The following is a 26,241-nucleotide window of genomic DNA, read 5'->3' on the forward strand; positions in this document are numbered from 1 at the left end:
GGATACACCGATGTCCGATGCACTTCGCCTTGCCGTCATGACGTTTCCGCAGCATTGGGACGGCACCGGAACGCTCACGCTTAATGTCGTTCTCATTCCTTCTGTCGATCCACTGCCAGGGCCGCTTATCGGCACAACATCGCCCTCATTCGCGAATGGTGCACCGACCTTCAGCGTCGTTATCGATGCTGGGCTAGCAGCTGAGCCCGGACCTCCCGGCACTACTGTTCTGGCACCGACCGTCATCTCTGCTCCCGCTTCACCCGCAGCGACATTTGCTGTCCTGCAAAGCGCCGTGACAGCAAGCGGCGCGACTCTAGGCACAGTAACGCCGTTGGCGATTCCTCGCATCCGCAAAGCGTTGCCGGCTTCATATTTCGCGGTTGGCGGAGGACCGCCCGACGGCAACCTCACGACTACCCTAGACGATTTCGGTTGCGGGTTACGTGGAACTCCGCCCACGCCACTCCCCACAACCCCGCCCAAGAGCACCACATGGGGCCAGGTCATCTCCTATGCGCTCAGGCAGCCGCTCCTTGCCCTCAAGCTCGGCCTCATCTATCAGCTCTCAGTGAAGCTTCCTGCTGCCAATACTCTTGCCTCTGGGGGTTTTGTCTACGTTGAGCTAGCTGCGTCCGATCCCTGGGCCGTTGCCGCACTGACGAATGCCGGTTCTATTCGTACGCATGCGGCGAGAGTTCCCCCGCTCACGTCGGCGCCGCGTGCTCTGTTCGCCGCCATCGGCTTCCCGTTGCAGACCACTCCACCTGAAGGCCCAACGCCATCGGATACCAACGTAGAGATCGCTGATGTTTATTCGGATGGCTTCGCGAAGCTCGTTCATTCCAGTCAGCCGCAGAACGCCGCTGCCGCAGTCGGCGATGGTCAGCTTCCTCCTGGCAGCGACCTCGGAATCGAGATCGGTTGGGATGACGAGCAGGTAGTCCAGTGGCAGAACGATCAGCTTGCCCTGCTTGCAGCGCGCACCGGCGGCACGCTCAACACCGCAACCCAGGCTCCGCTTGGCGTGCTCGGCTATCGTGTCGATGTTGCCGACATCACACCGGCATCTCCTGGCGGTCCATTTCTCACACCATCATGGCAATCGCTCTGCAGCATCAGTACATCCCTGCCCGCGTCACTTGGCAACTATACCGGCGACCTCACCATCGAGCCTGTCGCCGCGCAACCAGAATCCAGCACCCCCGGCGATGCGTGGCTACCCATGTACTTCGCCAACTGGCGCGGGGGCTCGCTTTGCGAACCTGATCCGATTCCCACTGCGCTCACTTCACGCTCCAATCCCGTCACACCCGCGCGTACCGCCGCTGGCCTAACGACGCTTCTTTCCTACGGACACACCTACTCATTCCGCGTTCGCCTTGGGGACCTGAGCAGTGGCGGACCGCTCCTGGCTGATGCTCCCGTCAACCCGGGCCCCGCGTCTCAGGCAAACCAGACCTTCCAGCGACTCGTCCCGCCTAAGGCTCCGCTCGTTACTCAACTCGCGAGTAACGGAAGTCCCGTCACTGCCCAACCTGGTACACCCAGCGCTCCGGCATCGCTGGTTATCAAGCGGCCAAACATCGTTTATCCCGAGTTGCTCTACACCCACCTCGGCGATGAGGCTGCATGGCGCAATACCATTCGCACCGCGCTCGTCACCAGTGCAAAAAGCGCAGCGCCGGGCAGCGCCGCTGTTGCAGGCTTGCCTGATCCCGATGTCGCGGCCGTCTCTATCGAGGTTCTGGTGCGGCATCCGCAAAACGATACTGGCACTGACAATGGCCCATTCGTCAGCCTCTACACCACGACGCGCACACTGAACGCCACCACCGGGACTGCGCCGCTCTTCACCGATCCAGGCACCACTATTCCTGTCGTCTTCATCGACGCTCCATCTATTGTCGATGTGTCTGCGGCGGGGCAGCCGATAACGGGCCCGCTGTTGATTCCGCGCGGACGCGATGTCCAGATCACCGTCCGCGGCCTACTGCGCACTGATCCACTACCCTACTTCGGTTCGCAGGCCTCGCAATCCATGGCCACGACCATACTCGTTCGCGTCGAGCCTGCAGGCGAACCCGAGCTACTTGGCCAGGCCGACGCGGCCGAGCCTATCACTGGATATCTCTTCCGTCGTCCAGCCGGTGTCACCGCTCCCGCGCTGGTCACACAGCTAGCTGAAGAGCTCGGTATCGTAGCCAACGGGAATTCACTCACCACGCCGCCTGGAATGCGCGTGGTGTTTGGCGCAACGCTCGCACTGCGCACGCTGATCTCAGCAGATGGCGAAACACTCACCTTCGGCTCAACTGCCGAACTACTCCGCTACTGGGTTGTTGCCATCGTGCTCGACCTCGAACGTGACTGGACCTGGGACGGCCTCGCAACTCCCGCATTCACCATACTTCGTGGCAGTCCAACTGATACCGAAGCGACCGCTACCGCAGTCGGCAACGTTGCCATCCCTAAAATCCTCGGCCCCTCTGCCACGGCTCAACCCGCCGACCTCGCACGTTCACGTACGAGGCTCATTTTCCTTGACGCCATCGATCCACACGAGCCTACGTCCAGTCAGTTCCCCGAAGCTCTGCAGCACCGCTGGTTCGTCAAACCGAATCGGACCACCGCTGGACCAACTGTCCCGCCCGGCACTCCGAACTTCGTCTATACCCTTCCACCGCCCTCGCTCACTGGAACCGACTACGCCGACCAGCCTCTGGATCTCACCCTGCCTATCGCCATTCCGCCTACGCAGGTTCCAGGTATCGCGTCCGTCGGTCTTGCGCTTTCGCCTTACGTAGCAGGACCACTCTATGCATCCACCACTTCGCGGCAGCGTTCTCTCTGGATCGAGTTGACCGATCCCATAGCCAACCAAGCTGGCGATGCGCTGTTCGCGCGCGTCCTCTCGCACGGCGCTGACCCGTTGCTTTACAACGCAACACCGCAGGCCCCTGCTGACAGCAACCCGCCATTGCCCCTGGATCCGGAACTGGTCCGGGTGATTATCCCTGACGACACCGATGATCGCGCCGGCATCACCGCGATGACCCAGCTCACGCCGTCGTCCACCTCCGACACCCACTTCCTCTTGCCGCTCCCGCCGGGCATAGATGCTGATAGTCCGGAGCTCTTCGGCTTCTGGACGTACGAGCTTCGCGTTGGGCATGCCGGTCAACTTGGTCAGCTCGAATGGTGGTCAACGGCCAATGGCCGTTTCGGATCGCCGCTTAGAGTCGTTGGAGTGCAGCATCCTGCGCCTGCGCTTGCCTGCCGTGCGGGACGCGTCAACATCCCCGCCGCTTCCGCCTCCGCAGTCCTTGCTGCATTCCTCGCCGCGGACTGCCCGTTCCATGTCGAACAGGTCTTGTCGCCGCTGATTCCATTGACGACCCCAAAGACCGGCGCCCCCAGCATGATCGTCTGCACCGCACCCTACGCGAATCCAACGCTCAATGGAACGCCACTATACTCTCCAATTCAGCCGCCCCACACCACCATGTGGTTCCTGCTCTACGCGCAAACCGTCCAGACCGATGGTGCATCCATGCGCAATGTGCTCATCGCCATCGAGCCTGGCGTCTTCGTAACCCGCACGCTCGATACCATGAATGCTGCGCTAGAGCCTTATTTCAATACGATCATTATCAACTCGCTGAACTCGACAAATCGGATTGCGCTCGCAGCATTCCATCAAGCTCAGATCGAGGCAATCCTCACCGCCATCCACCTTCCGACCGACTCTGCACTTAGTGTCATCGCCGTCGAACTGCTCCCCGGAGGCACCGGATCCGACGTCGGCAATCCCGCAGGCGCAGTAGTCGCAAACGTTTCTGCCGCGGTTCCTCATCTAGCGGCCGATCTGGCAGCAGTGTCCACGCCCACGACTACGGCGGTGACCACCCCGACCGTTACAACTACCGTCACTAGCACCGCCGTGGCTCCTGCGCCGGTATTCCCCTTCGGGCGCATTTTGCGTGCTTCGCCTCTAGAAGCAATCGAGCCATTCTGCTAGTGCTAAGGCGTAGGAGGTTTGTCGCAAGGATATGAACGTCTGCCGAAAGCGTAGGGTTGTCATGTATCACAGCTCAGTTCCGACAACCCTAGACTCGGGCAATCTGGATGCCGGGGATGGCAGACGGAAAAGCAAGCACAAAAGCATTGCTTATTTCAGTGTCTGAACGCAACGGAAGCCTACGTTGGAGGCGGAGCTGTCAGGGGTGTTGCGGGTGCGAGCTGCAACGCGATAGCGGTTGCAGTAGGATGCGTGGCAGAGGAATGAGCCGCCCTTCATTACTTTGCTACCTCCTTCGGATGGGCCTGCAGGATCGCGTAACTCGAGTGCGGTGGGATTGGGGATATGGAACCAGTCCGCGCACCATTCCCATACGTTGCCGATGACGGAATAGATACCGTAATTGTTGGGTGCAAAAGCATCAACTGGGCAGGTTCCGGTGTAGCCGTCTTCTGCGGTGTCTTCAAAAGGGAAGTTGCCCTGGTAGACATTGCAGAGATGCTGGCCGTTTGGAGTCAGTTCGTCGCCCCAGGGGAAAAGCTTCTGATCCAGACCGCCGCGCGCGGCGTACTCCCATTGCGCTTCGGTGGGCAGGGACTTATGCGCCCATGCCGTATAGGCCGCGGCGTCGTTCCAAGAGACATGAACGACGGGATGTGTGCTGCGATTGTCAAGGTCTGAGCCAGGGCCTTCAGGTTGATGCCAGAATGCGCCGGAAACCTTACACCACCAGGGTGCAAACGCAGCCGTATCTTCGACGAGCTCGTCGACGCGTTCCTGTGGAATGTGACTCCAGAAGACGAAGGACCATCCGAAGCGCTCGGCGTCAGTACGGTAGCCGGTTGCTTCGACAAATTGGGCGAAGTCTTTGTTGGTTACGGGATATTGGTCGATGGCGAATGGAGAGAGGACGACGGACCTTACGGGACCTTCGCCATCGTCGGGAAAACCGTCGGCGTAGCCGGTGCCCATGCGGAATTGGCCACCGGGAAGCGGGACCATCGAGCTCGGCAGAGGTTCTTGCCGAGGCTCGATAAGTTGGGGCGGTTGCGAGTCGGTACGCGACGTCGAGGGAGCGCAGCAGGAAGCGGGCTTCATGGGCCCGCTCTCTACATTTTCGCTTTCGTGGTGGCAGTGTTCTGACAAGCTAAACTCCTTCGAATGGCCCCGTGCGCTCCGGATGCTTTGCCGGTATGAGGTTTTCTGGGACTTTTCTTTCCGGGATTGCAGCTCTGAGCTTTTCGAGCCTGCTCAGAAGATCCTGCTGCAACTGTGCGGATTGCGGTTGCCCGAAGAGGTTGTTGGTCTCTTCGGGATCATTGGCAAGATCATACAGTTCGAAGGCATTGTCTTCGACGTAGTGGATGAGTTTATAGCGATCGGTGCGAATGCCGCGATGCGGACGCACGCCTTCGGGATTGGGCCATTCGTAGTACTCGTAGTACCACTCCTTGCGAAAGGAGGGGTCGGCAGCTTTGGCAAGGGGAAGGACGCTCTTGCCCTGCAAGTGTCCTGGAATGGTGACACCTGCAAGATCAAGGAGCGTGGGCGCGAGGTCGGTGTCGATGACCATTTCTTTTCTGACTGTTCCGGAAGGGATGCGTTTGGGATAGCGAATGGCGAGCGGTACACGGATGGATGGCTCGTGCATGAGACGCTTGTCAAACATGCGCCATTCACCGAGGAAGAATCCGTGGTCGGAACTGGTGACGACGGCAGTGTCGTCGAGGATATTTTTCAGTTCAAGATATTGCAGGATGCGGCCAATGTTTTCGTCGACGGCAACGAGGCCTGCGTAGTAGTTCTTTGCCAGCCCTTCAAGCGAGGATGCGGCGACATGGCTTGAGGTAGTTCCGATCTTGTTTTTTGCTTCGCCAAAGCTCTTTGGCTTGCCGGGATAACCCTTGAGATCATCATCAAAGGTTTTTGGTTTTGGGACGATGACTCCATCGGCGTAGAGATCGAGATGCCTGCGTGGACGGAAGAAGGGCTCATGCGGGGCGACGAACCAGACGAGCAGGCAGAATGGCTTATCGCCACGATCTTCTGCGAGCCATGAGAGGGCGCGGTCCACGGTGAGATCGTCGGGGTAGACGTTGAAGTACTGCTTCTGCTCGCCGATTTTGCCCCTGCGGCCTTCCTTGAAGATGGGGTTAGCGTAGTCGTTGCCGGGCGAATTATGGCCGAAGTAGTAGTCCCAGTAGCGCTCTTCGACCCCGTTGCGGATGTGGATTTTGCCGAGGATGGCAACTTCGTAACCTGCTTCGCGAAGCAGGTCTGTGAAGAGAGGAATGTCCGATGGAAGCGGGACATGATTGTGCTCATTGGACAAAGCGCCAGTAGAACGAGAATAGAGGCCGGTGAGCGCGGTTGCGCGGGCGGGAGCGCAGAGTGCGTTGGTGCAGAAGGCGTTCTGGAAACGAATGCCTTCTCTTGCGATGCGGTCCTGGTTGGGTGTTTTTACGATCGAATTACCTGCGATGGAGAGGGCGTTGTGGCGCTGGCCTTCTCCGAAGAAAAAAACGAGGTTAGGACGCTTCGGCTGAGCCTCAGCGGAGGCTACGGGGCCGCTGAGCTGCGAGGCGAGGAGTGTTCCAGCCACGGCGAGGCTTCCCTGCATGAATTCGCGACGCGTTGTGGCGCCTGATTTTTCGTCGATTGTCACGTTGATCCCCTTTGATATATGAGTCCTTCCCGCGTTGAGAGGCGGGAAGGTTTCGATCTGCGCCTCTTCTGTCATTAGAAGAGAATCTTTAGTGCAAATTGAATCTCGCGCGGCGTGTTGGACTGAGTCGTGATGCTGCCAAACTGGCCAGACGTCAAAACCATGTTGGGGTTGCCGAAGACCACCTGGTTGAGCAGGTTAAATGCTTCGGCGCGGAACTGGACATTGAGTTTTTCCGTTGCGCGGAAGTTTTTGAAGGCGGAGAAGTCAACGTTCTCCACATTGGGAGCACGTACGTTTGAAAGCGTGCGCGGCGCATCGCCGAAGGTGAATGGCGAAGGTTGCGAGAAGGCGGCGGCATTCAGGTAGTTATGTAGACGTGATGTAACTGAGCCATGTACGACGGGAGTTAGGCCCGTGAGGTTGGGACGAAGAACATTGTTGCCGGCATTTGCGGTGTTCTGTGTGGATGGTGATAGTGGAAAGCCAGTATGCTCGGTGGCAATTCCATTAAACTGCCATCCGCCGAAGACTAGGTCAAGAGGACGATTCCAGTTCGATCCGAATTGCTGGCCGCGGCCGAAAGGAAGGGAATAGACGCCGCTAATAACGAGGCTTTTCGAGATGTCATTGGAAGAGACGGCGCGCTCGGCCTGTGGGTTGTAGATGTTTTGAATGCCACCAGTGATGTTGCCGACATTTTGAATGCCGGAGTAGTTGTCGATCTGCTTCTGGCCGGTGAACGAGACAAGGAAGTTCAGGCCTTGTGAGATGCGCTTGTTCACTTTGAGCTGGAAGGAGTCGTACTGTGTGTATCCGCCGAGAAGATAGGAGAGATCGACGGCAGTGAATTGCGGGAAGGGCGCTTCGAGATAGCTGCGTGCGATGGTCTTGCTTGATTCTGGACCAGTAGTGATGATTCCGTAGAAGGGATTGGCTACGGTCTGCTGAAGCTGACTGCCGAGCGCGAGTGCTGCCGGAGCGAGCTGATCCGCATTCCAATCGGCTTCACCGGACTTGTTGAGATGCAGGCCGAAGCTGCCTACATAGGCGACATCGAGAAGCAGGTTGAAGGGGAGCTGACGCTGAATATCGAGGTTCCAGTTCCGCGTGTAGCCAACCTTGTTGTCATAGCGGAGTGGATTTTCAAAGGAAGAGCCGATGCCGGTGAGCAGGCCTTGCGAGCTTCCTGATGGAAGATTGAGGCCGTTGGGAAACGGATTGCTGAGATAGACAGAAGGCGTGAGTCCATTGGCGCTGCCGGTATAGGTGGTGGAACTGCCGAAGCCTTCCTGGCCGATGGTGGCAAAGGCGGAGCGGATCGATGGGCCAAAATAAACGCCATAGGCGGCGCGGACTACTGTGTTGTTGTCGAGTTGATACGCGAGTCCGATGCGCGGGCCGAAGTTCTTCCACTGCGGAGAGAACTGGCGTCGGCTTACTCCGTTGACGCCGTTGAAGACTACGCCTCCGGTTAGGCTGGTGAGGCCGGTTTGCGTAGCGAGCGGCGAGATAGCGTTGGGGTCGAAGGTTTCCATTCGGTTGTAACGCTCGGTGCGCGGAATGTCCAGGTCGTAGCGCAGACCGAGATTCGCGGTGAGACGCGAAAACGCCTTCCAATCGTCCTGGATGTAAAGGCCGTAATATTTGCTGGCCGTGGCTGCGTTTTTTGTGTTGATCTGCATGGTGCCGCTGCCGATGCCGAGGAGAAGCGATGCGATAGCGTTGCCGGCTGTTGCAGTTGCTGCGTTGGGATTCGGTCCCTGGGTGATGGCATTGGTGAAGCTGTAGTTGCCAGTGGAAGCGCCCGATTCGACGTCGTTCGCCTGCAGGAGGCGTGCTTCGCCGCCGAAGGTTAGAACGTGATTGCCGAGAATTCTTGTGTTGTTGACGCCGAGAGAGAAGACGGTGAAACCACCGGCGCGGGTCTGCCCCTGCCCGGCGTCGCCGAGAGTGTAGTAGTTCGCTGGTGCGATGCCGGGGAAGAGCAGGTGATCGGCGTTGGCTGCGATGTAGCCGGGAAAACCTAGCCCGGTGGATGGGTTGAAACCGGCGCTTAGCGGCGTGAAGTTAATTGCCGTGCGCGAGAATCCAAAGGGGATTTCGAGGACATAGTTGGGGCTTGGCGTCCATGTGTAATCAATGGCCGCACTGTTGGATGTTTGAGGCTGAGACTGGCCACCTTCGGCAATTTCATCTGCTTTGGGGAAGAGCACGAGTGGCGGCGAGGTCAGGTTGCGGCGAGAATAGCGGGCGAAGAGACGGTTCTTGTCGTTAATGACTTCGTCTACCTTGGCGTCATATGTATCGATGTTCAGTTTAGTCACACCCGACGCAAAGTAGTTGTTGACGCCGCCTGCGCCGTCAGTCTGGTTAGGTAAAGGGTAGTACTGAACAATCGCAGCTGCGACGGGATCGATGCGACCAGCGGGAATGACGTTCTTGCCGGTTTCATCGAGAAAGGACTCACGTACGTAGCCTGAGCCGGAGGCCACGGTTGTTTCAGGGTCGTATATGAGTACAGGATTGCCGGCTGCATTGAGGGTTTGGGAAAAGTCGCCTGCGCGCTGGAGAGCGGTGGGAACCGTGGTTGTCAGCTCGCTTTCTGTGCCCTGGCGGAGGCCTTCATAGGAGAACAGGAAGAAGGTTTTGTCTTTGCCATTGTAGAGTTTTGGCAGAACGACCGGACCGGTGACACTGCCGCCAAACTGGCTGCGCTTGAAGCTGGGCAGACTTGTTCCACTCTGGTTGGCGAAGTAGGTGTTAGCGTCGAGCACTGAGTTGCGCAGGAACTCGAAGAGGCTGCCGTGAAACTGGTTTGTGCCTGATTTGAGGATGACGTTGACAATACCGCTGCCGCTGCGGCCGAACTCAGCGGAGTAACCGTTGGTGAGGACTTTGAATTCCTGTACGGAGTCTACCGAGGGAAAGATGCCAAGGCTGCCGATAGGAACGATGAGTGGTGGAGAGCCAGGAATGCCGTCCACGAGCAGGTTTGTTGAGCCGGGGCGACCACCGTTTACCGACATGTTCATGCTGTTGTACTGATAGGTCACACTTCCCGTAACACCTGGTGTCAGGAAAAGTAGGGACCAGACATTGCGCTGGTTGAGCGGGAGATTCTCTACACTACGGTTTCCGATGACCTGACCGACTGCGGCGCTTGAGGTTTCAAGCTGTGTGGCGTCAGATGTGACTTCCACTTTTTGCGTCGAGGCCCCGATGTGCAACGGGATATTCAGATCGATGACCTGGTTGATTGCGAGATGAATGCCGAAACGGACCTCTGTGTTGAAACCCTCCGCTTCAATGGTGAGGGTGTAGGGGCCGCCAGGTGCTAGAGATGCGAAGACGAAGCGCCCGCTGTCGTTTGTTTCCGCGCGAGTCACGATGCCGGTGGAGACGTTAAGCGCCTCCACGTTAACTTTAGAGACGGTTGCTCCTGTTGTGTCCTGCACAGTGCCCTGCAAAGTGGCGCTGACGACTTGTGCGATGGCGCGATGTTCGGAGATTGCGAATAGCCCGAAAAGTATGACGAAGAAGAACCTGGATCGAATAAAACGGAAATTCGGGCGAAAAGCATGGGCCGTGTATGCGAATACTGGCATGTTTAACCTTTCAGAAAATGGATCAATGTGAACTGGTAAGAAGGCCAAGGAATGGAGGACAAGAGAGGCAGGGACCGAGGCGGTCTCTCAGATGCGACAACACGAGGTCATATCTGCAGCCAGACAAAGAGCCCGAAACCGCGGAGAGCGGTGCTGGACGTGCGCGAGGACTCTGCTATCGGAGATGAGAATCATAGACAGCCTGTCTTGACTGGAAAACCGTACCGCTGGAGAACCCGCGTAGTGATTCTGTGCTGAAGAGGAAGCCACGGCGGCTTGCGGCCGAGCGTCCAGCCACACATCTATCGGGGCATTCAGGAGATCAGGATGAGGCTGTGTTGAGAGACCTTATCCGCGAGACACGCCAAAGCCAATGCCGCAACAACAGCGACGCCAAAGTCCGCCGGTGCAACATATTTTGGTGTGGTTGGGACAAGACATGAGGTCAGTATAAACCATGAATTTATCGCTACCCGAGAAGACCTCACCGCGTTCTGTGATTTTGAGGATCCACAGGCACGAATGCCGATAGGTAGAAGCGGGCGTGTATCTTCTGAGTTTCTGGTGCACGCAATACAAATTGGTGAGCCGTGTCGATGTGAGTCTTTTTGGACACTGGCGCCGAGTATCAGGTCCAGAAATAAGGGACTTTTTCGCGGCCAATCTTTGAGGTTTTCGACAATGACAACACAAAGCCTGTGTTGCACATAAGAGATACGTAGACAGTTGTTGTTTCGGGATGAGAAACTTTTGGCCTCCGAGCGGAGAGGGTTTGCTGCTTCCCGTTTTTCTCCGGACGTGGTCCGTTGGTTCGTCGAAATAGAAGAGATTCCAGGGAGTGCGCTGAGTTGCTTGCAGTTTTCAACTTGCGGTCGCAAGAAATTCCTAAAGTATTCCGATTACCGGTAGTGCGGCTAGGGAGCCTGTTGTTGGTTGCCGGCCTCCTTGCCGGATGTCACGGAACCAAAAAACAAACGGTGGGCCGTTCTCTCGATTTCAACCAGGATGTTCAGCCCATTCTTGCCGCCCGCTGCTTCAGTTGCCATGGTCCTGATCCAGAGATGCGCAAGGGAGGGCTGAGACTGGACCTCGCCGAATATGCCCTGAAGAAACGTTCAGGCCATCCGGATGCGATTGTGCCCGGGCATCCAGAACGAAGTGAGTTGATCAAGCGCATCGAGTCGCATGATTCGCACTATCTGATGCCACAAACCTCAGAGGGCGAAGCCAAGCCGATGAGCGCCGGTGAAATAGCCACTTTAAAAGAGTGGGTAAAGGAAGGCGCCGTTTACCGGCCGCATTGGGCGTTTGAGGCTCCCACGCGTCCAGCAGTCCCGCAGCCGGCCTCGCATCCCAACTGGCCGCGCAATCCTATCGACAACTTTGTTCTTGCGAAACTCGACAAAGCTGGCCTTACCCCATCGGCAGAGGCGGATAAAGCCACGTTGATTCGCCGCGTCACGCTCGACCTCACCGGTCTTTTGCCGACGCCTGATGAAGTTCGCGCCTTCGTGCAGGACAACTCACCGAATGCGTATGAGCGCCTGGTGGATAACCTGCTTGCGCGCCCGACCTACGGAGAGCAGCGCGCTCGCTATTGGCTGGATTATGCCCGCTACGCTGATACTTATGGTCTGCACTACGACAACAGCCGCCATATCTGGCCCTGGCGTGACTATGTAATTCGTTCCTTTAACGGCAACAAACCGTTCGATCAATTCGCCGTCGAGCAAATTGCCGGTGATCTGCTTCCTGCCAAGGGGCTGGATCCTCTCATTGCCAGCGGTTATGTACGGATGGGTGAGAGTTCGAATGAAGGCGGCACTATCGCAGAAGAGCTGCGCTTTAACATTGCCCGGGATCGCACCGAAGCATATGGCGCTACTTTTCTGGGGCTGACGGTGGGCTGTGCCGTCTGTCACGATCACAAATTCGACCCCACCACGCAAAAAGACTTTTATTCGCTTTCCGCTTTCTTCAACAACATTGACGAAAAGCCTTTCAACGGCGACCGCCCGGTGTGGACGCCGGTTGTGCGCATACCCAAGGCGCAGAATCGCGAGGCCTACGATCGGGTATACGCAAAGCATTCCGAGTTGCTCGCCAAGTTGCGTACGATGCGGTTGGAGGAGCGTGGTCTTGTTCAGGGCTGGCTTGCGTCGCATAGCAACCCGCCGCAATCTGTTTCAGCAGACAAGCTGCTTGTTCGTCTCCGTCTCGATGAGGGCAGCGGCGATGTACTTCACAACAGCGCGCCGCAGGCGAATCCAGCCACATTCAAGGCCACCACGGTCGTTCCTCAATGGGGGGAGACTACATGGCTTTGGCCGAGTTTCCGCATGCAGTCGAACACACACGTGGTTCTTGACCATGCCGGAGACTTTGAGGGCAACCAGGCGTTTTCTGGCGGCGGGTGGATGATGTTCCGCTCGGCCCCGTACTTTGCGCTGGATGACAAACCTGGCGCCATCCTTTCCAAGATGGATGTAACGCAGCATGATCGCGGCTGGGATCTTACTGTTCGCAACGGCATTCTTACTGTCGAACTAGTCCACTCTTTGCCCAAGGATGCGAAGGACAAAAAGCATTCCGATACGAAAGAGCAGTTTCAATATCCTTCGCCGGAAAATCTGACCAAGCAAGAACTGGCTGCGTACAAACCACCGAAGAAAAAAGAAGAGAAGAAAAAGAACGAGAAGAAGGAAGAGAAAAAGCCTACGAAGAAAGAGCCGCCGCCGGATACAACACCGCTTGTTGCCATCCGAGTCTCTACCGTTACGCCGTTACCAACTGACGGCAAATGGCGACATATCTTTTTCACCTATGACGGCTCGGGCCGCGCATCGGGTGTGAAGATCTTTGTGGACGGCAACTCCACGGCAACTCAAGTCGAGTCCGATACGCTGAACGGCGAGAGCATTCGCACCAGTGCCCCGATGCAGCTTGGATGGCGTTCGCCGGAGAGCAATCCAGCGAAAGAGCTTCGCTACCAGGACATTCGGCTCTATGGCCGCTCAGTCTCTTCGGATGAAGTGCGCCGGCTACCGTTCGAAGACTATGTTGCTGAGATTACGTCGAAGCCAGCATCGCAATGGACGGAGGACCAGTGGCATGTTGTCTCCGAGTATTACCTCAACAGCGTCGATCCAGCTTTCCGTGAGACGCAAGCGCAGATGAATGCGTTGGATGCGCAGCTTGACCAACTCTCTGCCGGCGGCGATATCACGCAAGTTGCGTGGGAAAAGCCGACGCTTGCGTATGCGTCGGTGCTGCAGCGCGGCAACTACGCGGCGCGTGAAGAACGCGTAGAAGCCAACACGCCTCACTATCTACCGCCGCTTCCTGCGGGTCTTCCACGCAATCGTCTTGCGCTTGCCCGCTGGACTGTCAGTCCGAAAAATCCGCTTACCGCGCGAGTGACCGTAAATCGCATGTGGTATGAGCTCTTCGGTACGGGCATTGTTGAAACCACGGAAGACTTTGGCATCATGGGCCAGCGTCCGACCAATCCAGAACTGCTCGACTGGCTGGCCGTGGAGTTTCGCGAGAGCGGTTGGAATATCAAGCATATGTACAAGCTGATGGTGATGTCTGCCACGTATCGCCAGAGCGCCAAATCGACGCCACAGCAGATCGCAAAAGATCCGCGCAATCTGCTTCTCTCACATGGTCCACGGTTCCGCATGGATGCGGAGATGCTTCGCGATATTGCCTTGCAATCGGGCGATCTGCTTGTCGAGCGTATCGGCGGTCCTAGCGTTAAACCGTACCAGCCGCCGAATGTGTGGGAGCAGGTGAGCTATCCGACAAGCGATACGCTTGTTTACGTGCAGGATCATGGCGATGCACTTTACAGGCGCAGCATGTACACATACTGGAAGCGCATGGCTTCTCCGCCGAGCATGGACGCATTCGATGCTCCCGTGCGAGATACTGTCTGCACTCGCCGGCAGCGCACGGACACGCCGCTGCAGGCGCTCGTTACGATGAATGACGTGCAGTGGATCGAAGCTGCGCGAGGGCTTGCCGAACGCGCCATTCATGAAGCGGGAGCCAAGCCCGAAGCGCGCATTAATCGCATGAGCGAAATTCTTCTCGCGCACGATGCAAGCCCATCGATGACGGCGGTGCTCGAGTCATCCCTTGCACAGATGCAGCAGCACTACACCGCCGATCCTAAAGCTGCGCATGCACTCACGCATGAAGGTGAAAGTAAGCCCGCAACCAATATTGCCGAACCTGAGCTGGCCGCATGGACGATGATCGCCAACGAAATGCTTAATCTGGACGAAACGCTGAATAAGTAGCGAGGAACCATGAAGCAGCACCCACTCTGTACCGATTGCGAACGAGAACTCGATATTACTCAGCTACCGATTCCCGTAGGGCTAAAGCGCGAATGGACTGCCGTGGAGACACGCCGCCGGTTTCTTGGCCGCTCAGGTAAGGTGCTTGGCTGGGCTGCCCTTGCCGGTCTTCTTGGCGAATCCGCGGTGCACGGCCATGGTGCGGACGCAAAGAATCCAGCGCTTCTGACGCGCAATAATCTAGGTCTGCCTCACTTCGCACCAAAGGCCAAGCGAGCTATCTATCTCTTCATGTCTGGCGGGCCGCCGCAACTCGACATGCTCGACTACAAGCCGAACCTTGCTTCGCAATTCAACAAGGATATGCCGGACTCGGTTCGCGGCAACCAGCAGCTTACGGGCATGACGGCAGGGCAGTCGCGTTTTCCGATTGCACCCTCGCACTGGGCTTTCAAACAGCACGGTCAGACCGGTACATGGGTCAGCGATCTGCTGCCCTATACCGCACGCATGGTCGATGATCTGACTATCGTCAAATCCACCAACACGGACGCCATCAACCATGAGCCCGCGATCATGTTTATCAATACTGGTAACATGAATCCCGGCAAACCTTGCATGGGTGCATGGCTTGCCTATGGTTTGGGCAGCATGAACGACAATCTGCCCACATTTATCGTGCTGCAGACGAAGACGAATCCGAAGGAGAATAATCAGCCTGTTTCTTCACGTCTGTGGAGCAGCGGTTTTCTTTCGTCTGAATATGCAGGCGTTGGCCTTCGCTCGGGCGGCGATCCTGTGCTCTATCTGGCTGATCCCGATGGCATCGATCGCGAAGTTCGCCGCAAGATGCTCGATGCGGTGGAAGAGATTAACCGCCAGACACTTTCCGAAGTCGGCGACCCGGAAACGAATGCACGTATCGCTCAGTATGAGATGGCTTTCCGTATGCAGGCGTCAGTTCCGGAGTTGGCTGATCTCAGCAAAGAGCCGCAATCGACCTGGGATCTTTACGGGCCAGATGCAAAGACGCCAGGCACGTTTGCTTACAACTGTCTGCTCGCACGCCGTATGGCAGAGCGCGGCGTGCGCTTTACGCAAATCTACAAGCGTGGCTGGGATGTTCACGGCGATGTCGTGGGCACACTTCCCATCCTTTGTCAGGAGACAGATCGCGCCTCTTATGCGCTTGTCACGGACCTCAAGCGCCGTGGACTGCTCGACGATACACTCGTCATCTGGGCTGGTGAATTTGGCCGCACTGTCTACAGCCAGGGCGGGCTAAGCGCCGATAATTACGGCCGTGACCACCACCCGCGCTGCTTTACGACGTGGATGGTTGGCGGAGGCGTGCGTCCTGGCATTACTTACGGCGAGACAGACGACTATAGCTATAACGTGGCCAAGGATCCCGTTCACGTACGCAATTTCAATGCGACGATTCTCGCCTGCCTCGGCATCGACCACAACAAGCTCACCTATAACTTCCAGGGGCTTGACCAACGGCTTACCGGGCCCTTGCCCGCGTTTGTCGTCAAGGATCTGCTCGCGTGATCGCTGCCGAAAAGATCACTGTACGACGTACCTCTATCGCACGATCGGCATGGATTCGCGTTCTGGGCGTGAGCGTTATGCTCATTGCTTTACCATTCGTATTTCGTCTCGATGGCCGAGCACATGGCGACTGGCTGCAATTCTTCGGGCGATTTCATCCTGTTCTGCTGCATTTACCGATCGGGCTCATCGTTCTGGTTCCGGTGCTTGAAATCACCGGAGTGAAACGCCCCGCGCTTCGCGAAGCCGCAGGCTTTGTCCTTAGTGTCGCGCTGATTGTTGCGCTGCCAACACTTGCTCTCGGCTATATGTTGGCCTATGGAGCAGGCGACTCAGGCACAACCGTTACGCTTCATATGAGTGGGGCGATTGCGCTCTGCATCGGACTCATGCTGTGCGTGCTGATGCGTCCCGCGTGGGCGGCTCGCGCGCAAGCCAACATCTATCCGTCGTTGCTCGTGGCCACGCTGCTTGTGCTTGTCTGGACATCGCATCAGGGTGGCTCCATCTCGCACGGCAGCGACTATCTTACCCATTACATGCCCACAGCGCTGCGCCCGCTTTTGAGAATCAGCAGCGGCGAGAACGTCAGCCCCGATTCTTTTTATGCGCGCCATATTAATCCTGTGCTTGACGCTAAATGCGTCTCATGCCACAGCGCCAGTAATGCTAAGGCCGGGCTGCGTCTCGACACCTACGATCGGCTTATGCGCGGTGGGCAGGACGGAACGAGTATTCTGCCTGGTAAGCCGGACGCCAGCATGCTGCTCAAGCGAGTAACGCTTCCGAATACCGACCGGCACTTCATGCCAGCCGAGGGACGCACACCGCTTACGACCGAAGAAATCTCCTGGATTCGAGCATGGATTCTTGCTGGAGCATCTCCTATTGCCACCACGGTTCCCGGAGTTAACATTGCGGCCGATCACAGCGAGCCACCGCCGCAGCCTGTCGATGATTACAGTGCGCTGATGCCCGAAATTCTGCGTATGCAGCAAGGGCAGGGAGCCAAGCTCGTGCCTGTCTCAGGCAAGGCATCCGACGGGCTGATTCTTCGCACTGTCGATATCTCATCAACCTTTGGAGACGCGCAGCTTGCGCAATTGCAGAAATTCGCGCCTTATATAGTGGAAGCCGAACTTGGCCGCACTGCGGTAACGGATGCCGCTTTTGACACGCTGAGCAGGTTTACGCATCTGCGTGCTCTGCATCTGGAAGGAACATCGATCACAGGTACTGGCATTGCGAAGCTCAGTGCGCTCTCACAACTGACTTATCTCAACCTGAGCAGCACAAAAGTGACGCCGGATTCTGTCACAGTGCTCAAGAAGATGCCGAACCTGCGTCATGTGTATCTCTTCAATACAGCGGCGCAGCCTGACGATACCTCTGCAAGGAAGACACCATGACTCACCACAGCAATCAAAACTCGCGGCGCGCCTTCATAGCCGCTGCCTGCACCACTGCCGCTGTTGCCTCTGTCACGCCGGCCTTTGCTCGCTCCAGTGCTGGCGACAACTTCGCACAGACCGTGATGACCGGAAATGGAGAGTGGACTTACGAAGTCATGCCGGGTTGGGGGGCTCTTACGGAAGGTACTGCTTTCGGTGGAACGCATGGCGCTGTTGCGCAAGACAACGCAGGCAATATTTACGTCAGCACGCAGAGCCAAACAGGTATCCTCGTCTATTCACGGGAAGGCAGGCTACTCAAATCTATCGCGCACGAGTTTCCTGAAGTGCACTCGATGGTGCACGCCGAAGAAGGCGGCAAAGAGTACTTTTACACAACCGTTCAAAAGGGCACGCCGGAAGAAAACTGGCTTTTCGTCAAAATGCGGACGGATGGCACTCCGGTGCTGAAAATCACTGCGCCTGTAGAAGCGGGCTTCAAGACACCGAACGAATGGCGCATTACCGCGGCTCTGCCTGCGCCCGATGGCTCCATCTTCATAGCCAATGGTTATGGCGATTCCCGTATCTTTCGCTTTGACCGCAGCGGCAATTTCCTCAAGAGCTATTCCGGGAAGGGGTCAGATCCGGGATTGCTGAATTGCAGCCATGGCCTCGCTCTGGACACGCGCTACAACCAGCCGCTTCTGCTGGTCTGCGACCGCGAGAATCGCCGCCTTTGCCACTTTGACCTGGACGGCAAATATGTACGCACCGTGACGGAGCATCTTCGCCGTCCATGCCAGGTCAGCTTCTACGGAGATTATGCGATTGTTTCCGAACTCGAAGGCCGTGCCGTTATCCTCGATCTAGACAATGTTCCGGTCGCCTTCCTGGGCGACAATCCCCAGAAGAAGCAGTGGGCCAACTACGATCTTGATCCGGCGATGATCGCGCCTGCTACATTCAGCGCGGCTCACGGCTGTTTTGTGGACCGCGAGGCAAATGTATACATCTCCGACTGGAATCATATCGGCCGCGTGAACAGGCTTAGGCGTTTCCTGGGCTGATCTGGTTGCGGGCGATTTTATTACTGCAGTTTCGCCTTTCAGGCAAGCGAGATTAGCAACGTCGGTCAATTGATGGGCATCGGATAACGATTGATCGGATACAGACCTGCCGGAAGGCAGCCATCCTGATTCCTGTCGGATGAGGCTTTAACCACACGTCCCTGTTTTGTACAGCAGGGATCAGATACCGTGTATTTACAGGGAATTTCCTTTTCGTGCCGCATATTGAACCCGGCCTTGAAAAAGCGCGAAACCATAGAAGCAGATCAGACATCCCAGTTGGTGATGAAAATCTGTCGATCTTCGTAGTGTTGGGCATTGGAGTGCGTGCTAGTATGAAGGCGCTGGCCCCGGTGTTGTTCAATAGCTGCTTATTCGCGCTCATCCGCGTCGGCCTGCAACAATAATTCAGGGCAGATGCGATTGACGAAAACCTGAAGCCCGGTGATTCGACAGGCTTCGAATGGTGATGACGATAGTTGCGTCTATGAGACTTTTTCCGGCAAGCATCGTTGATTTTCTAGCGGCTCAGTCGCCGACCTCGATCTTTTCTCCATCGGCCACGCCTGCGCACTCCATCTTTGATCTGTCCATGCTGGTGCTCAGCATTACGGGCGGAATCTTCTTGGTGGTATATGGGCTGTTGATTTTTGTACTCATCCGGTACAGGCACAAGCCGTCGAGTCCCCAGGCCGACCATGAACCACCCCAAATCTACGGCAGCATGCAGATTGAGCTTTCATGGACGGTGATTCCGATTCTGATAGTTGTGGTGCTATTTCTCGCCACAGCACGCGTGATTTTTTCTACGGAGAGCATTCCGAAGCCGGCGAAACGAATCGATGTGACGGTGATCGGGCATCAGTATTGGTGGGAGTACAGGTATCCGAAGCTGGGGGTGGTGACGGCGAATGAGCTCCACATACCGGTGAGCAGTGCGTCCGATCCGCTGCCGACATATCTGACGATGTCTTCCGCGGATACGGATCACAGCTTCTGGGTGCCACGGCTTGCGGGCAAGTTGGATGTGATTCCCAACAAGGTCAACGTGATGTGGGTGGACCCGCAGACGACGGGTCTATATCTCGGGCAGTGCGCGCAGTACTGCGGCACGCAGCATGCGAAGATGCTGTTGCGCGTGTACGTGGATACGCCAGATCAGTTTGCTGCGTGGGTCGCTCAACAGAAGAAACCGGCGGCAGACGACACCAGCGTTGCAGCAGGTAAGGCAGTGTTTGAGCACAATTCCTGCATTAGTTGCCACACAGTTTCGGGAACGGTTGCGACGGGGCGGTTCGGTCCGGACCTCACGCATTTGGCGAGTCGGGACACTATTGCGTCCGGCGCTGTGAAGAACACTCCGGAGAACATTCGCGCATTTATCGATGATCCAGCGGCATTTAAGCCGGGAGCGTTGATGCCAGCGATGCATTTGAATCAGCACGATCTGGATCTGGTGACAGCGTACCTTACATCACTGAAGTAGAAGCGGGAAGGAAAGCGGAAGATGGCAACGCAAACCACGGCAGTCGTTGATCGCACGGTGCATGCTCCACGCGGCCGCGTCTTCGATGTAGTGAAGGAATGGCTGACGACGGTCGATCACAAGAAGATCGGGCTGATGTATATCGGCTATGCGTTGATCTTTTTACTCATAGCCGGCGTGGAAGCGTTGATGATGCGCATCCAGCTCGCGGTTCCCAATAATCACTTCGTCTCGCCGCAGACCTTTAATCAGCTGTTTACGATGCATGGCACGACGATGGTGTTTTTCGCCGGCATGCCAATTCTATTTGGGTTTGGAAATTATCTCGTGCCGCTGATGATCGGCGCACGGGATATGGCATTTCCGCGATTGAATGCTTTCAGCTTCTGGATCTCGGCATTTGGTGGTTTTTTGCTGTACTACAGCTACTTTGGCGGTAGCGGCATGTATGGCGCGGGTAGTGCACCGGATGTGGGTTGGTTTGCCTATGCGCCTCTGACGGCGCGGGTTTTTTCGCCAGGGCATAGTACTGATTACTGGACGCTCTCGATCTTGGTGAGCGGCGTGGGCAGTATCGGAACGGCACTAAATATTGTGGCGACGATTCTGTGCATGCGGTGCCCAGGCATGAAGATGAACCGGCTGCCGCTGCTGGCATGGCTCTACCTAGTGACTTCTGGGCTGGTGTTTGTCACGATCAGCCCGCTGACCGCGGCGCAGATCATGCTGATGCTGGACCGGTATCTGGGGGCGCATTTCTTCGATACGCAGGCTGGTGGATCGGCGGTGCTCTGGATGCACTTCTTCTGGATCTTCGGGCATCCAGAGGTCTACATTTTGGTCCTGCCGGCGTTTGGATTTGCCAGCGAGATTATTCCTGTGTTCTCACGGAAGGCCATCTTTGGCTATCCGGCGATGGTGGCAGCTACGGTGGGCATTGGATTTATCAGTCTTACGGTATGGGCCCACCATATGTTTACGGTTGGACTCGGGGCTCCGGGGAATGCATTCTTCACTTTTTCGACGATGGTTATCTCAGTGCCTACGGGCATTAAAGTATTCAACTGGCTTGCGACCTTGTGGGGCGGGAAGATTCACTTTGAAGTTCCTATGCTCTTCTCGCTGGGATTCCTGTTTCAGTTTGTTGTGGCAGGTCTGACGGGCATCATGCTGTCGGTTTCGCCGTTTGACTGGCAGCTTGGAAGCTCGTACTTCGTGGTTGCGCACTTTCACTATGTGCTGGTGGGCGCGATTGTCTTCATGATTTTCGCGGCGTTCTATTACTGGTATCCGAAGATGACGGGACGCATGCTCGACAAGAAACTTGGACAGTGGCACTTCTGGCTGTTCCTTATCGGATTTCATGTGACGTTTGACCTGATGCATATTCCGGGTCTGTTAGGCATGCCGCGCAGGATCTATACCTACGAGGCCGATCGCGGATGGGCTGGCTTGAATATGGCGGTTTCGATTGGAGGTGCGATCCAGGGGATTGCAACTTTGATCTTTGTCTATAACCTTGTTCATTCGTACTTCAAGGGCAAGGAAGCAGGCGCTGATCCGTGGGATGCGTGGACGCTGGAGTGGTCGACGGCATCGCCGCCGCCAGCGTACAACTTCGCTGAGACACCGACGGTGGAAAGCCGCAGGCCGTTATGGGATCTGAAGCATCCGAACGATCCGGACAGCAAATACGAGGGGTGAGGACGAAACGATGAGCAACGTTGCAACGATTCCTCACAGTGCGGTCGGTGAATGGAAGCAGCCCTCGAAGGGCGTGGTTGGTATGGCATGCCTGATCATTGCCGAGGCTTCGATCTTCATCATCTTCATCGTGGCCTACCTGTATTACGCAGGAAAGAGCCTGAGCGGACCAACGCCGCATGAGGTTCTGGAACTGCCGATCTTCACGTCGATATGTCTGATATCGAGCAGCATTACTGTCCACTTTGCGGGTTCAGCGCTGCATCACGGCAAGCGGAATGCGACGTCTTTGTGGCTGGCGTTAACGGTGCTGCTGGGTGGAATCTTTTTAGTTGGTACCGGTCAGGAGTGGTATCAGCTGATCTATCACGATGGGCTAACGATCTCCACGAACTTGTTTGGTACAACGTTCTATTCGCTGGTAGGGCTGCACGCGAGTCACGTGATTGTGGGATTGATCATGCTGTCGCTGTCGCTGATTTTTTCGCTCACGGGGCAGATGACGAGCGCGCACTCCGAGAAGCTGGAGGTGCTGTCGCTTTACTGGCATTTTGTAGATGCGGTGTGGATCGTGGTGTTCCTGGTGGTATACGTGTTCTGCCGTTAGCTGTGAGGGGTTGAATGAGGAGAAGCTATGCATCACGATGATGCGACGACAACGGGACAGATTCAGTTGCCGACGCCGACGGTATGGCCGATAGTGCTCGCTCTGGGCGTCGCGTTGCTGGTGACAGCACTGGTGACGTCGGTCTATATCGGTGCACTGGGATTGGTGCTGATATTGATGGGTAGCGTGGGCTGGTTTCGCCAGGTGCTGCCACATGAGGCGCACGAGCCAGTGCCGGTGGAGACGGAAGAGATTCGCGTCGAGACGGCTCGACGGTTACTGAAAGCGGCGCCCATCAGCGATGAGCGGCGCAAGATATTGCCGATTGAATCGTTTCGCATTTCGAGCGGTATCAAAGGTGGTCTTGCAGGCGGCTTTGCGATGACAGTGCCTGCGGGCATCTTCAGCGTGGTGAAGTATCACAGTTTCTGGTATGCCGTAAACCTGATGGCAGCGGGTGGATTTGTAAGCTGGGCGGGAGCGAGCAATCAGTTCCTGGGAGAGTTTCATCTTCGGGGATTGCTGGCGGCGACGGCGATTCACGGAATGATCTCGATACTGGTTGGGCTGTTGTATGTGGCAATGCTGCATATGTTCCCGAAGTATCCGATCCTTTCCGCCGGTTTCGTAGTGCCATTGATCTTTACGGGGTTGATGCACACTGCGATCGGCGTGGTGAGCCCGATTCTGAATCAACGGATTGAGTGGTTCTGGTTTGTGGCTTCACAGATTTTCTTTGGGCTGGTGTGCGGGTTTGTAGTGAACCTGCATGACAAGGTGCGCACGCCGCAGTTTCAGGCGTTGCCGTTCGCGGTTCGCGCCGGCTTCGAAATGGGGCCGGGCACGGGTGCTCCGACAGATGATGCAGCCGGGAAGAAGAATGAGGAAGAGAATCAGGCATGAAGCTGCGCTTGCTAAGCATTCCGATGCTATTGGGTTCGCTGGCTGTGATTGGCTGCCAGACGCCGCCCGGTTATCAGGCGATGAATTCGAATCGCGAAGCGGTGACACGTCCTGAACAAGTGGTGGATTTTGAGACGCTGTATGCACACAACTGTGCCGGTTGCCACGGAGAGCATGGACAGAATGGGGCGGCGATTGCGCTGGCCAATCCGGTGTATCTAGCGATGGCCAGTGAAGCGGATCTGAAGCGGATTATTTCTGGCGGTGTGCAGGGCACTGCGATGCCTGCGTTTGCAAAGTCGGCGGGAGGAATGCTGACGGATCAGCAGATCGATGCGCTTGTTCAAGGGATGGAGAAGTCGTGGTCGAATGCTTCGCAGCTAGGTGAAGTGAAACCTCCAGCGTATGCAAGCACGAGTAAGGGCGACGCGGCGCATGGACAGGCCGCGTATGGTACGTACTGCGGTCGATGCCACGGCAGCGATGGCGCAGGGATTGCGGACAAGCATATTGGGTCGATCGTGGATCCGACCTATCTGGCGCTAGTGAGCGATCAGGGGTTGCGCAGTGTGATCATCAGTGGGCAGCCCGTGCAGGGCATGCCGGACTGGAAGTCGGCGAAGGTGGGCGATGCTACGCATGTACTGACCGATCAGGAGATTACCGATATTGTTGCGTGGCTGGCTTCGCATCGCGTGGAGACACCGGGCCAGGTATATCAGCACTAGTAAGAGGGATTGGGGACGGATATGAGCGAGCATTTGGAGCATCCAGAAGCAATGGATAGCGCGCCGGTGAAGACGCCGGAACAGAAAGCAGCGGAGCACTCGCGCAGGACGTTTCTCTTTAAGCTCTCTGTAGCATTGAACGCTGCGGTAGGTGCTGTGCTGGCGGTGCCGGTGGTGGGCTATCTGCTGGGTCCGACGATGAAGAAAAGCTCGGATGTAGGCGGCTGGGTTTCGCTTGGAACTCTTGATGGCTTTCCCGTCGGTGAGACACGGCTGGCAGAGTTCGTGAGCCCGACGGCGCGGATTGGCGACGGAGAGACAGCGAAGACAGCGTGCTGGGTGCGCAGGATTGCGCAGCAGCAGTTCCAGGTGTTTGCGATCAATTGCGCGCATCTGAATTGCCCGGTGCGGTGGTTTCCGGAGTCGCATTTGTTTATGTGTCCGTGTCATGGCGGCGCTTATTACCAGGATGGGTCGAGAGCTTCGGGACCGCCGGAGCGCGGACTGTTTGAGTACCGCTATCAGGTGAGCGGGAATACGCTGTCGATTCATGCGGGCGATATGCCAACGCTGTCGACGCAGGCGTCATGCGGAGGGGCGGACCGAGAGAAGAAATTGGTACAGATTCAATCGGCGGATACGAGGTCGGAAGCATGAGCGACGATAAGAAGCCGAGCAATCCACTGGTACGCGCCAGCGTGGGTGTATATGACTGGCTTGAGAAGCGGCTGGGACTCTTCGGGCCGACGATCAAGGCGGCGATGCATCCGACGCCGGAGAACAACGCAAGCTGGATGTACGTATTTGGCAGCGCAGCAACTGTGTTGTTGGTGCTGCAAGTGGTAACGGGCATTCTCCTCGCGCTGGTGTACAGCCCGTCGGCGAATGAGGCTTGGGGCAATCTGAATTTCATCAATCACAACATTGCGCTGGGGTGGTTTTTGCGCGCAATGCATGGATGGGGTTCGGATTTCATGGTCGCCATTGTGATTATTCACATGGTGCAGGTTTTTTTGTTCGGGTCGTACAAGTTTCCGCGCGAGTTTACGTGGATTCTTGGCGTGGGTCTCTTGCTGCTGACGCTGGGCATGGCGTTTACCGGGCAGGTGATGCGCTTTGATCAGGATGCATACTGGGGCCTTGGTATTGGTGCATCGATCATGTCCCGTGTGCCGTTTGTCGGCGCGCCACTGGTGCATCTGCTGCTGGGTGGTCCAATCATTGGGGCTGCTACGCTGTCACGATTTTTTGCGCTGCATGTGTTTGTGATTCCGGGCATTTTGCTTGGCGCGGCGGGACTGCATATCTGGATGACGCTGTTTCATGGCGTGAGTGACTGGCCGATGCCGGGACGCATCGTTACGAAGTCGACCTACCAGAAGGAGTATCACGAACTCGCTGAGAAGTCGGGCATTCCTTTTGTGCCGGATGCGGCGTGGAAGGATGCTGTTTTTGCTGCCGTGATCCTGCTGGCGGTGATGGCATGCGCTTATTTCTTCGGCCCCTTCGGACCGGGTGGGCAGCCTGATCCGACGATCATCCAGACGGCACCGAAGCCTGATCCTCCATTTCTGTGGCTGTATGCGCTGCTGGCGTTTTTGCCGCCGTCGATGGAAACGCCATTTCTGCTGATTGTTCCGGCGGTGGCGATTATCGCGATGCTTGCGCTGCCGTTGGTTTCGCCGGAAGGTGAGCGGCACTGGTCGCGCAGGCCGGTGGCGGTGCTGATGCTGCTTGTGATTGCGGTGGCACTGGGGGCGTTTCAGAAGCTTGGCATGTATACACCGTGGAGCCCTGTGATGGATGCGTGGTCAGGCGATGCGGTACCAGTGAAGTATCTGCATGATCGCACGCCGCTGGAGCGGCAGGGCGCACTGGTGCTCCAGCAGAAGCAGTGCCGTAACTGCCATTCTCTAGACGGTACGGGCGGACTGCGTGGGCCGGCGCTCGACGGCATTGCTTCGCGGATGACGGAGGATCAGATGATCCGTCAGGTGCTGCAAGGCGGCGGAAATATGCCGGCTTATGGCAACGCGCTCAATCCTGCGGAGACGAAGGCGCTGGTGGCGTTTCTAATGACGCTGCGGGAAGGGAATCATGGGCCTGCGATCAATGCTTCGCGCAAGTTGACGGATACGAGCGAACTGCAGCGGCCGCAATGGCTCAACTCGAAACCGCTGCCGGAGACGCCATAGAC

Annotated in this window: 16 protein-coding genes; 12 read left to right on the forward strand and 4 right to left on the reverse strand. The window is 56.8% G+C overall.

Features of this window, described 5'->3' with window-relative positions:
* Nucleotides 1–10 precede the first annotated feature (10 nt).
* The gene (locus OHL22_RS00190; protein ID WP_263331980.1) at nucleotides 11–4,021 is read left to right on the forward strand and encodes a hypothetical protein; all 4,011 of its coding nucleotides are present in this window, start codon (nucleotides 11–13) and stop codon (nucleotides 4,019–4,021) included.
* A gap of 150 nt (nucleotides 4,022–4,171) precedes the next feature.
* Here the strand turns inward: OHL22_RS00190 and OHL22_RS00195 are convergent, their stop codons facing one another.
* From OHL22_RS00195 to OHL22_RS00210, 4 genes are all read right to left on the reverse strand, one after another.
* On the reverse strand, nucleotides 4,172–5,023 hold the full coding sequence (locus OHL22_RS00195; protein WP_263331982.1) for a formylglycine-generating enzyme family protein: 852 nt from the start codon (nucleotides 5,021–5,023) through the stop codon (nucleotides 4,172–4,174).
* A 145-nt stretch (nucleotides 5,024–5,168) separates the two neighbouring features.
* Complete coding sequence (locus OHL22_RS00200) at nucleotides 5,169–6,686, reverse strand: sulfatase family protein (protein WP_263331984.1); 1,518 nt, start codon at nucleotides 6,684–6,686, stop codon at nucleotides 5,169–5,171.
* 74 nt (nucleotides 6,687–6,760) lie between these two features.
* Nucleotides 6,761–10,294, reverse strand: coding sequence for a TonB-dependent receptor (locus tag OHL22_RS00205; protein ID WP_263331986.1), 3,534 nt, complete (start codon nucleotides 10,292–10,294; stop codon nucleotides 6,761–6,763).
* A gap of 914 nt (nucleotides 10,295–11,208) precedes the next feature.
* Nucleotides 11,209–11,340 (reverse strand): hypothetical protein, encoded by a 132-nt coding sequence (locus tag OHL22_RS00210; RefSeq protein WP_263331989.1) that lies wholly within the window; start codon nucleotides 11,338–11,340, stop codon nucleotides 11,209–11,211.
* 15 nt (nucleotides 11,341–11,355) lie between these two features.
* Between OHL22_RS00210 and OHL22_RS00215 the strand changes: the two genes are divergently transcribed.
* The 11 genes from OHL22_RS00215 to OHL22_RS00265 all read left to right on the forward strand — a co-directional run bounded on the left by OHL22_RS00215 (nucleotide 11,356) and on the right by OHL22_RS00265 (nucleotide 26,239).
* Entirely contained in the window at nucleotides 11,356–14,601 is a 3,246-nt protein-coding gene (locus OHL22_RS00215) for a DUF1553 domain-containing protein (protein ID WP_263331991.1), read from the forward strand.
* Between the two features lie 9 nt (nucleotides 14,602–14,610).
* Nucleotides 14,611–16,155 carry a DUF1501 domain-containing protein gene (locus OHL22_RS00220; protein WP_263331993.1) on the forward strand — a complete coding sequence of 515 codons (1,545 nt, stop codon included), beginning with the start codon at nucleotides 14,611–14,613 and terminating at the stop codon, nucleotides 16,153–16,155.
* On the forward strand, nucleotides 16,152–17,564 hold the full coding sequence (locus tag OHL22_RS00225; protein ID WP_263331995.1) for a c-type cytochrome domain-containing protein: 1,413 nt from the start codon (nucleotides 16,152–16,154) through the stop codon (nucleotides 17,562–17,564). Before OHL22_RS00220 ends, OHL22_RS00225 begins: the two co-directional genes overlap by 4 nt.
* A complete protein-coding gene (locus OHL22_RS00230; protein WP_263331997.1) occupies nucleotides 17,561–18,616 on the forward strand; it encodes an NHL repeat-containing protein in 1,056 nt (351 codons plus the stop codon). Before OHL22_RS00225 ends, OHL22_RS00230 begins: the two co-directional genes overlap by 4 nt.
* Nucleotides 18,617–19,103: 487 nt before the next feature.
* On the forward strand, nucleotides 19,104–20,102 hold the full coding sequence (coxB, locus tag OHL22_RS00235) for a cytochrome c oxidase subunit II (RefSeq protein WP_263331999.1): 999 nt from the start codon (nucleotides 19,104–19,106) through the stop codon (nucleotides 20,100–20,102).
* Between the two features lie 21 nt (nucleotides 20,103–20,123).
* Complete coding sequence (ctaD, locus tag OHL22_RS00240) at nucleotides 20,124–21,806, forward strand: cytochrome c oxidase subunit I (RefSeq protein WP_263332001.1); 1,683 nt, start codon at nucleotides 20,124–20,126, stop codon at nucleotides 21,804–21,806.
* Nucleotides 21,807–21,816: 10 nt separating this feature from the next.
* Nucleotides 21,817–22,413: a cytochrome c oxidase subunit 3 gene (locus OHL22_RS00245; RefSeq protein ID WP_263332003.1), complete on the forward strand. Its 597-nt coding sequence runs from the start codon at nucleotides 21,817–21,819 to the stop codon at nucleotides 22,411–22,413.
* Between the two features lie 27 nt (nucleotides 22,414–22,440).
* The gene (locus tag OHL22_RS00250) at nucleotides 22,441–23,316 is read left to right on the forward strand and encodes a cytochrome c oxidase subunit 4 (RefSeq protein ID WP_263332005.1); all 876 of its coding nucleotides are present in this window, start codon (nucleotides 22,441–22,443) and stop codon (nucleotides 23,314–23,316) included.
* The gene (locus tag OHL22_RS00255) at nucleotides 23,313–24,044 is read left to right on the forward strand and encodes a c-type cytochrome (RefSeq protein WP_263332007.1); all 732 of its coding nucleotides are present in this window, start codon (nucleotides 23,313–23,315) and stop codon (nucleotides 24,042–24,044) included. The genes OHL22_RS00250 and OHL22_RS00255 overlap by 4 nt, the downstream gene beginning before the upstream one ends.
* A 21-nt stretch (nucleotides 24,045–24,065) precedes the next feature.
* Nucleotides 24,066–24,701, forward strand: coding sequence for a QcrA and Rieske domain-containing protein (locus OHL22_RS00260; RefSeq protein WP_263332009.1), 636 nt, complete (start codon nucleotides 24,066–24,068; stop codon nucleotides 24,699–24,701).
* Nucleotides 24,698–26,239, forward strand: a complete 1,542-nt coding sequence (locus OHL22_RS00265) for a cytochrome b N-terminal domain-containing protein (RefSeq protein WP_263332011.1) — start codon at nucleotides 24,698–24,700, stop codon at nucleotides 26,237–26,239. The genes OHL22_RS00260 and OHL22_RS00265 overlap by 4 nt, the downstream gene beginning before the upstream one ends.
* The last annotated feature ends 2 nt before the right edge of the window (nucleotides 26,240–26,241 follow it).

It is taken from the genome of Acidicapsa dinghuensis, from assembly GCF_025685685.1.
GTDB classification, from domain to species: domain Bacteria; phylum Acidobacteriota; class Terriglobia; order Terriglobales; family Acidobacteriaceae; genus Acidicapsa; species Acidicapsa dinghuensis.

What these genes read in the sequence shown, in the direction of transcription:
- OHL22_RS00265 (WP_263332011.1), top strand. Translation starts at nt 24,698, where the DNA reads ATGAGCGACGATAAGAAGCCGAGCAATCCACTGGTACGCGCCAGCGTG.
- OHL22_RS00220 (WP_263331993.1), top strand. Translation starts at nt 14,611, where the DNA reads ATGAAGCAGCACCCACTCTGTACCGATTGCGAACGAGAACTCGATATT.
- OHL22_RS00195 (WP_263331982.1), bottom strand. Translation starts at nt 5,023, where the DNA reads ATGGTCCCGCTTCCCGGTGGCCAATTCCGCATGGGCACCGGCTACGCC.
- OHL22_RS00255 (WP_263332007.1), top strand. Translation starts at nt 23,313, where the DNA reads ATGAAGCTGCGCTTGCTAAGCATTCCGATGCTATTGGGTTCGCTGGCT.
- OHL22_RS00245 (WP_263332003.1), top strand. Translation starts at nt 21,817, where the DNA reads ATGAGCAACGTTGCAACGATTCCTCACAGTGCGGTCGGTGAATGGAAG.
- ctaD (WP_263332001.1), top strand. Translation starts at nt 20,124, where the DNA reads ATGGCAACGCAAACCACGGCAGTCGTTGATCGCACGGTGCATGCTCCA.
- OHL22_RS00210 (WP_263331989.1), bottom strand. Translation starts at nt 11,340, where the DNA reads ATGGCAACTGAAGCAGCGGGCGGCAAGAATGGGCTGAACATCCTGGTT.
- OHL22_RS00215 (WP_263331991.1), top strand. Translation starts at nt 11,356, where the DNA reads ATGCGCAAGGGAGGGCTGAGACTGGACCTCGCCGAATATGCCCTGAAG.
- OHL22_RS00205 (WP_263331986.1), bottom strand. Translation starts at nt 10,294, where the DNA reads ATGCCAGTATTCGCATACACGGCCCATGCTTTTCGCCCGAATTTCCGT.
- OHL22_RS00190 (WP_263331980.1), top strand. Translation starts at nt 11, where the DNA reads ATGTCCGATGCACTTCGCCTTGCCGTCATGACGTTTCCGCAGCATTGG.
- OHL22_RS00260 (WP_263332009.1), top strand. Translation starts at nt 24,066, where the DNA reads ATGAGCGAGCATTTGGAGCATCCAGAAGCAATGGATAGCGCGCCGGTG.
- OHL22_RS00250 (WP_263332005.1), top strand. Translation starts at nt 22,441, where the DNA reads ATGCATCACGATGATGCGACGACAACGGGACAGATTCAGTTGCCGACG.
- coxB (WP_263331999.1), top strand. Translation starts at nt 19,104, where the DNA reads ATGAGACTTTTTCCGGCAAGCATCGTTGATTTTCTAGCGGCTCAGTCG.
- OHL22_RS00230 (WP_263331997.1), top strand. Translation starts at nt 17,561, where the DNA reads ATGACTCACCACAGCAATCAAAACTCGCGGCGCGCCTTCATAGCCGCT.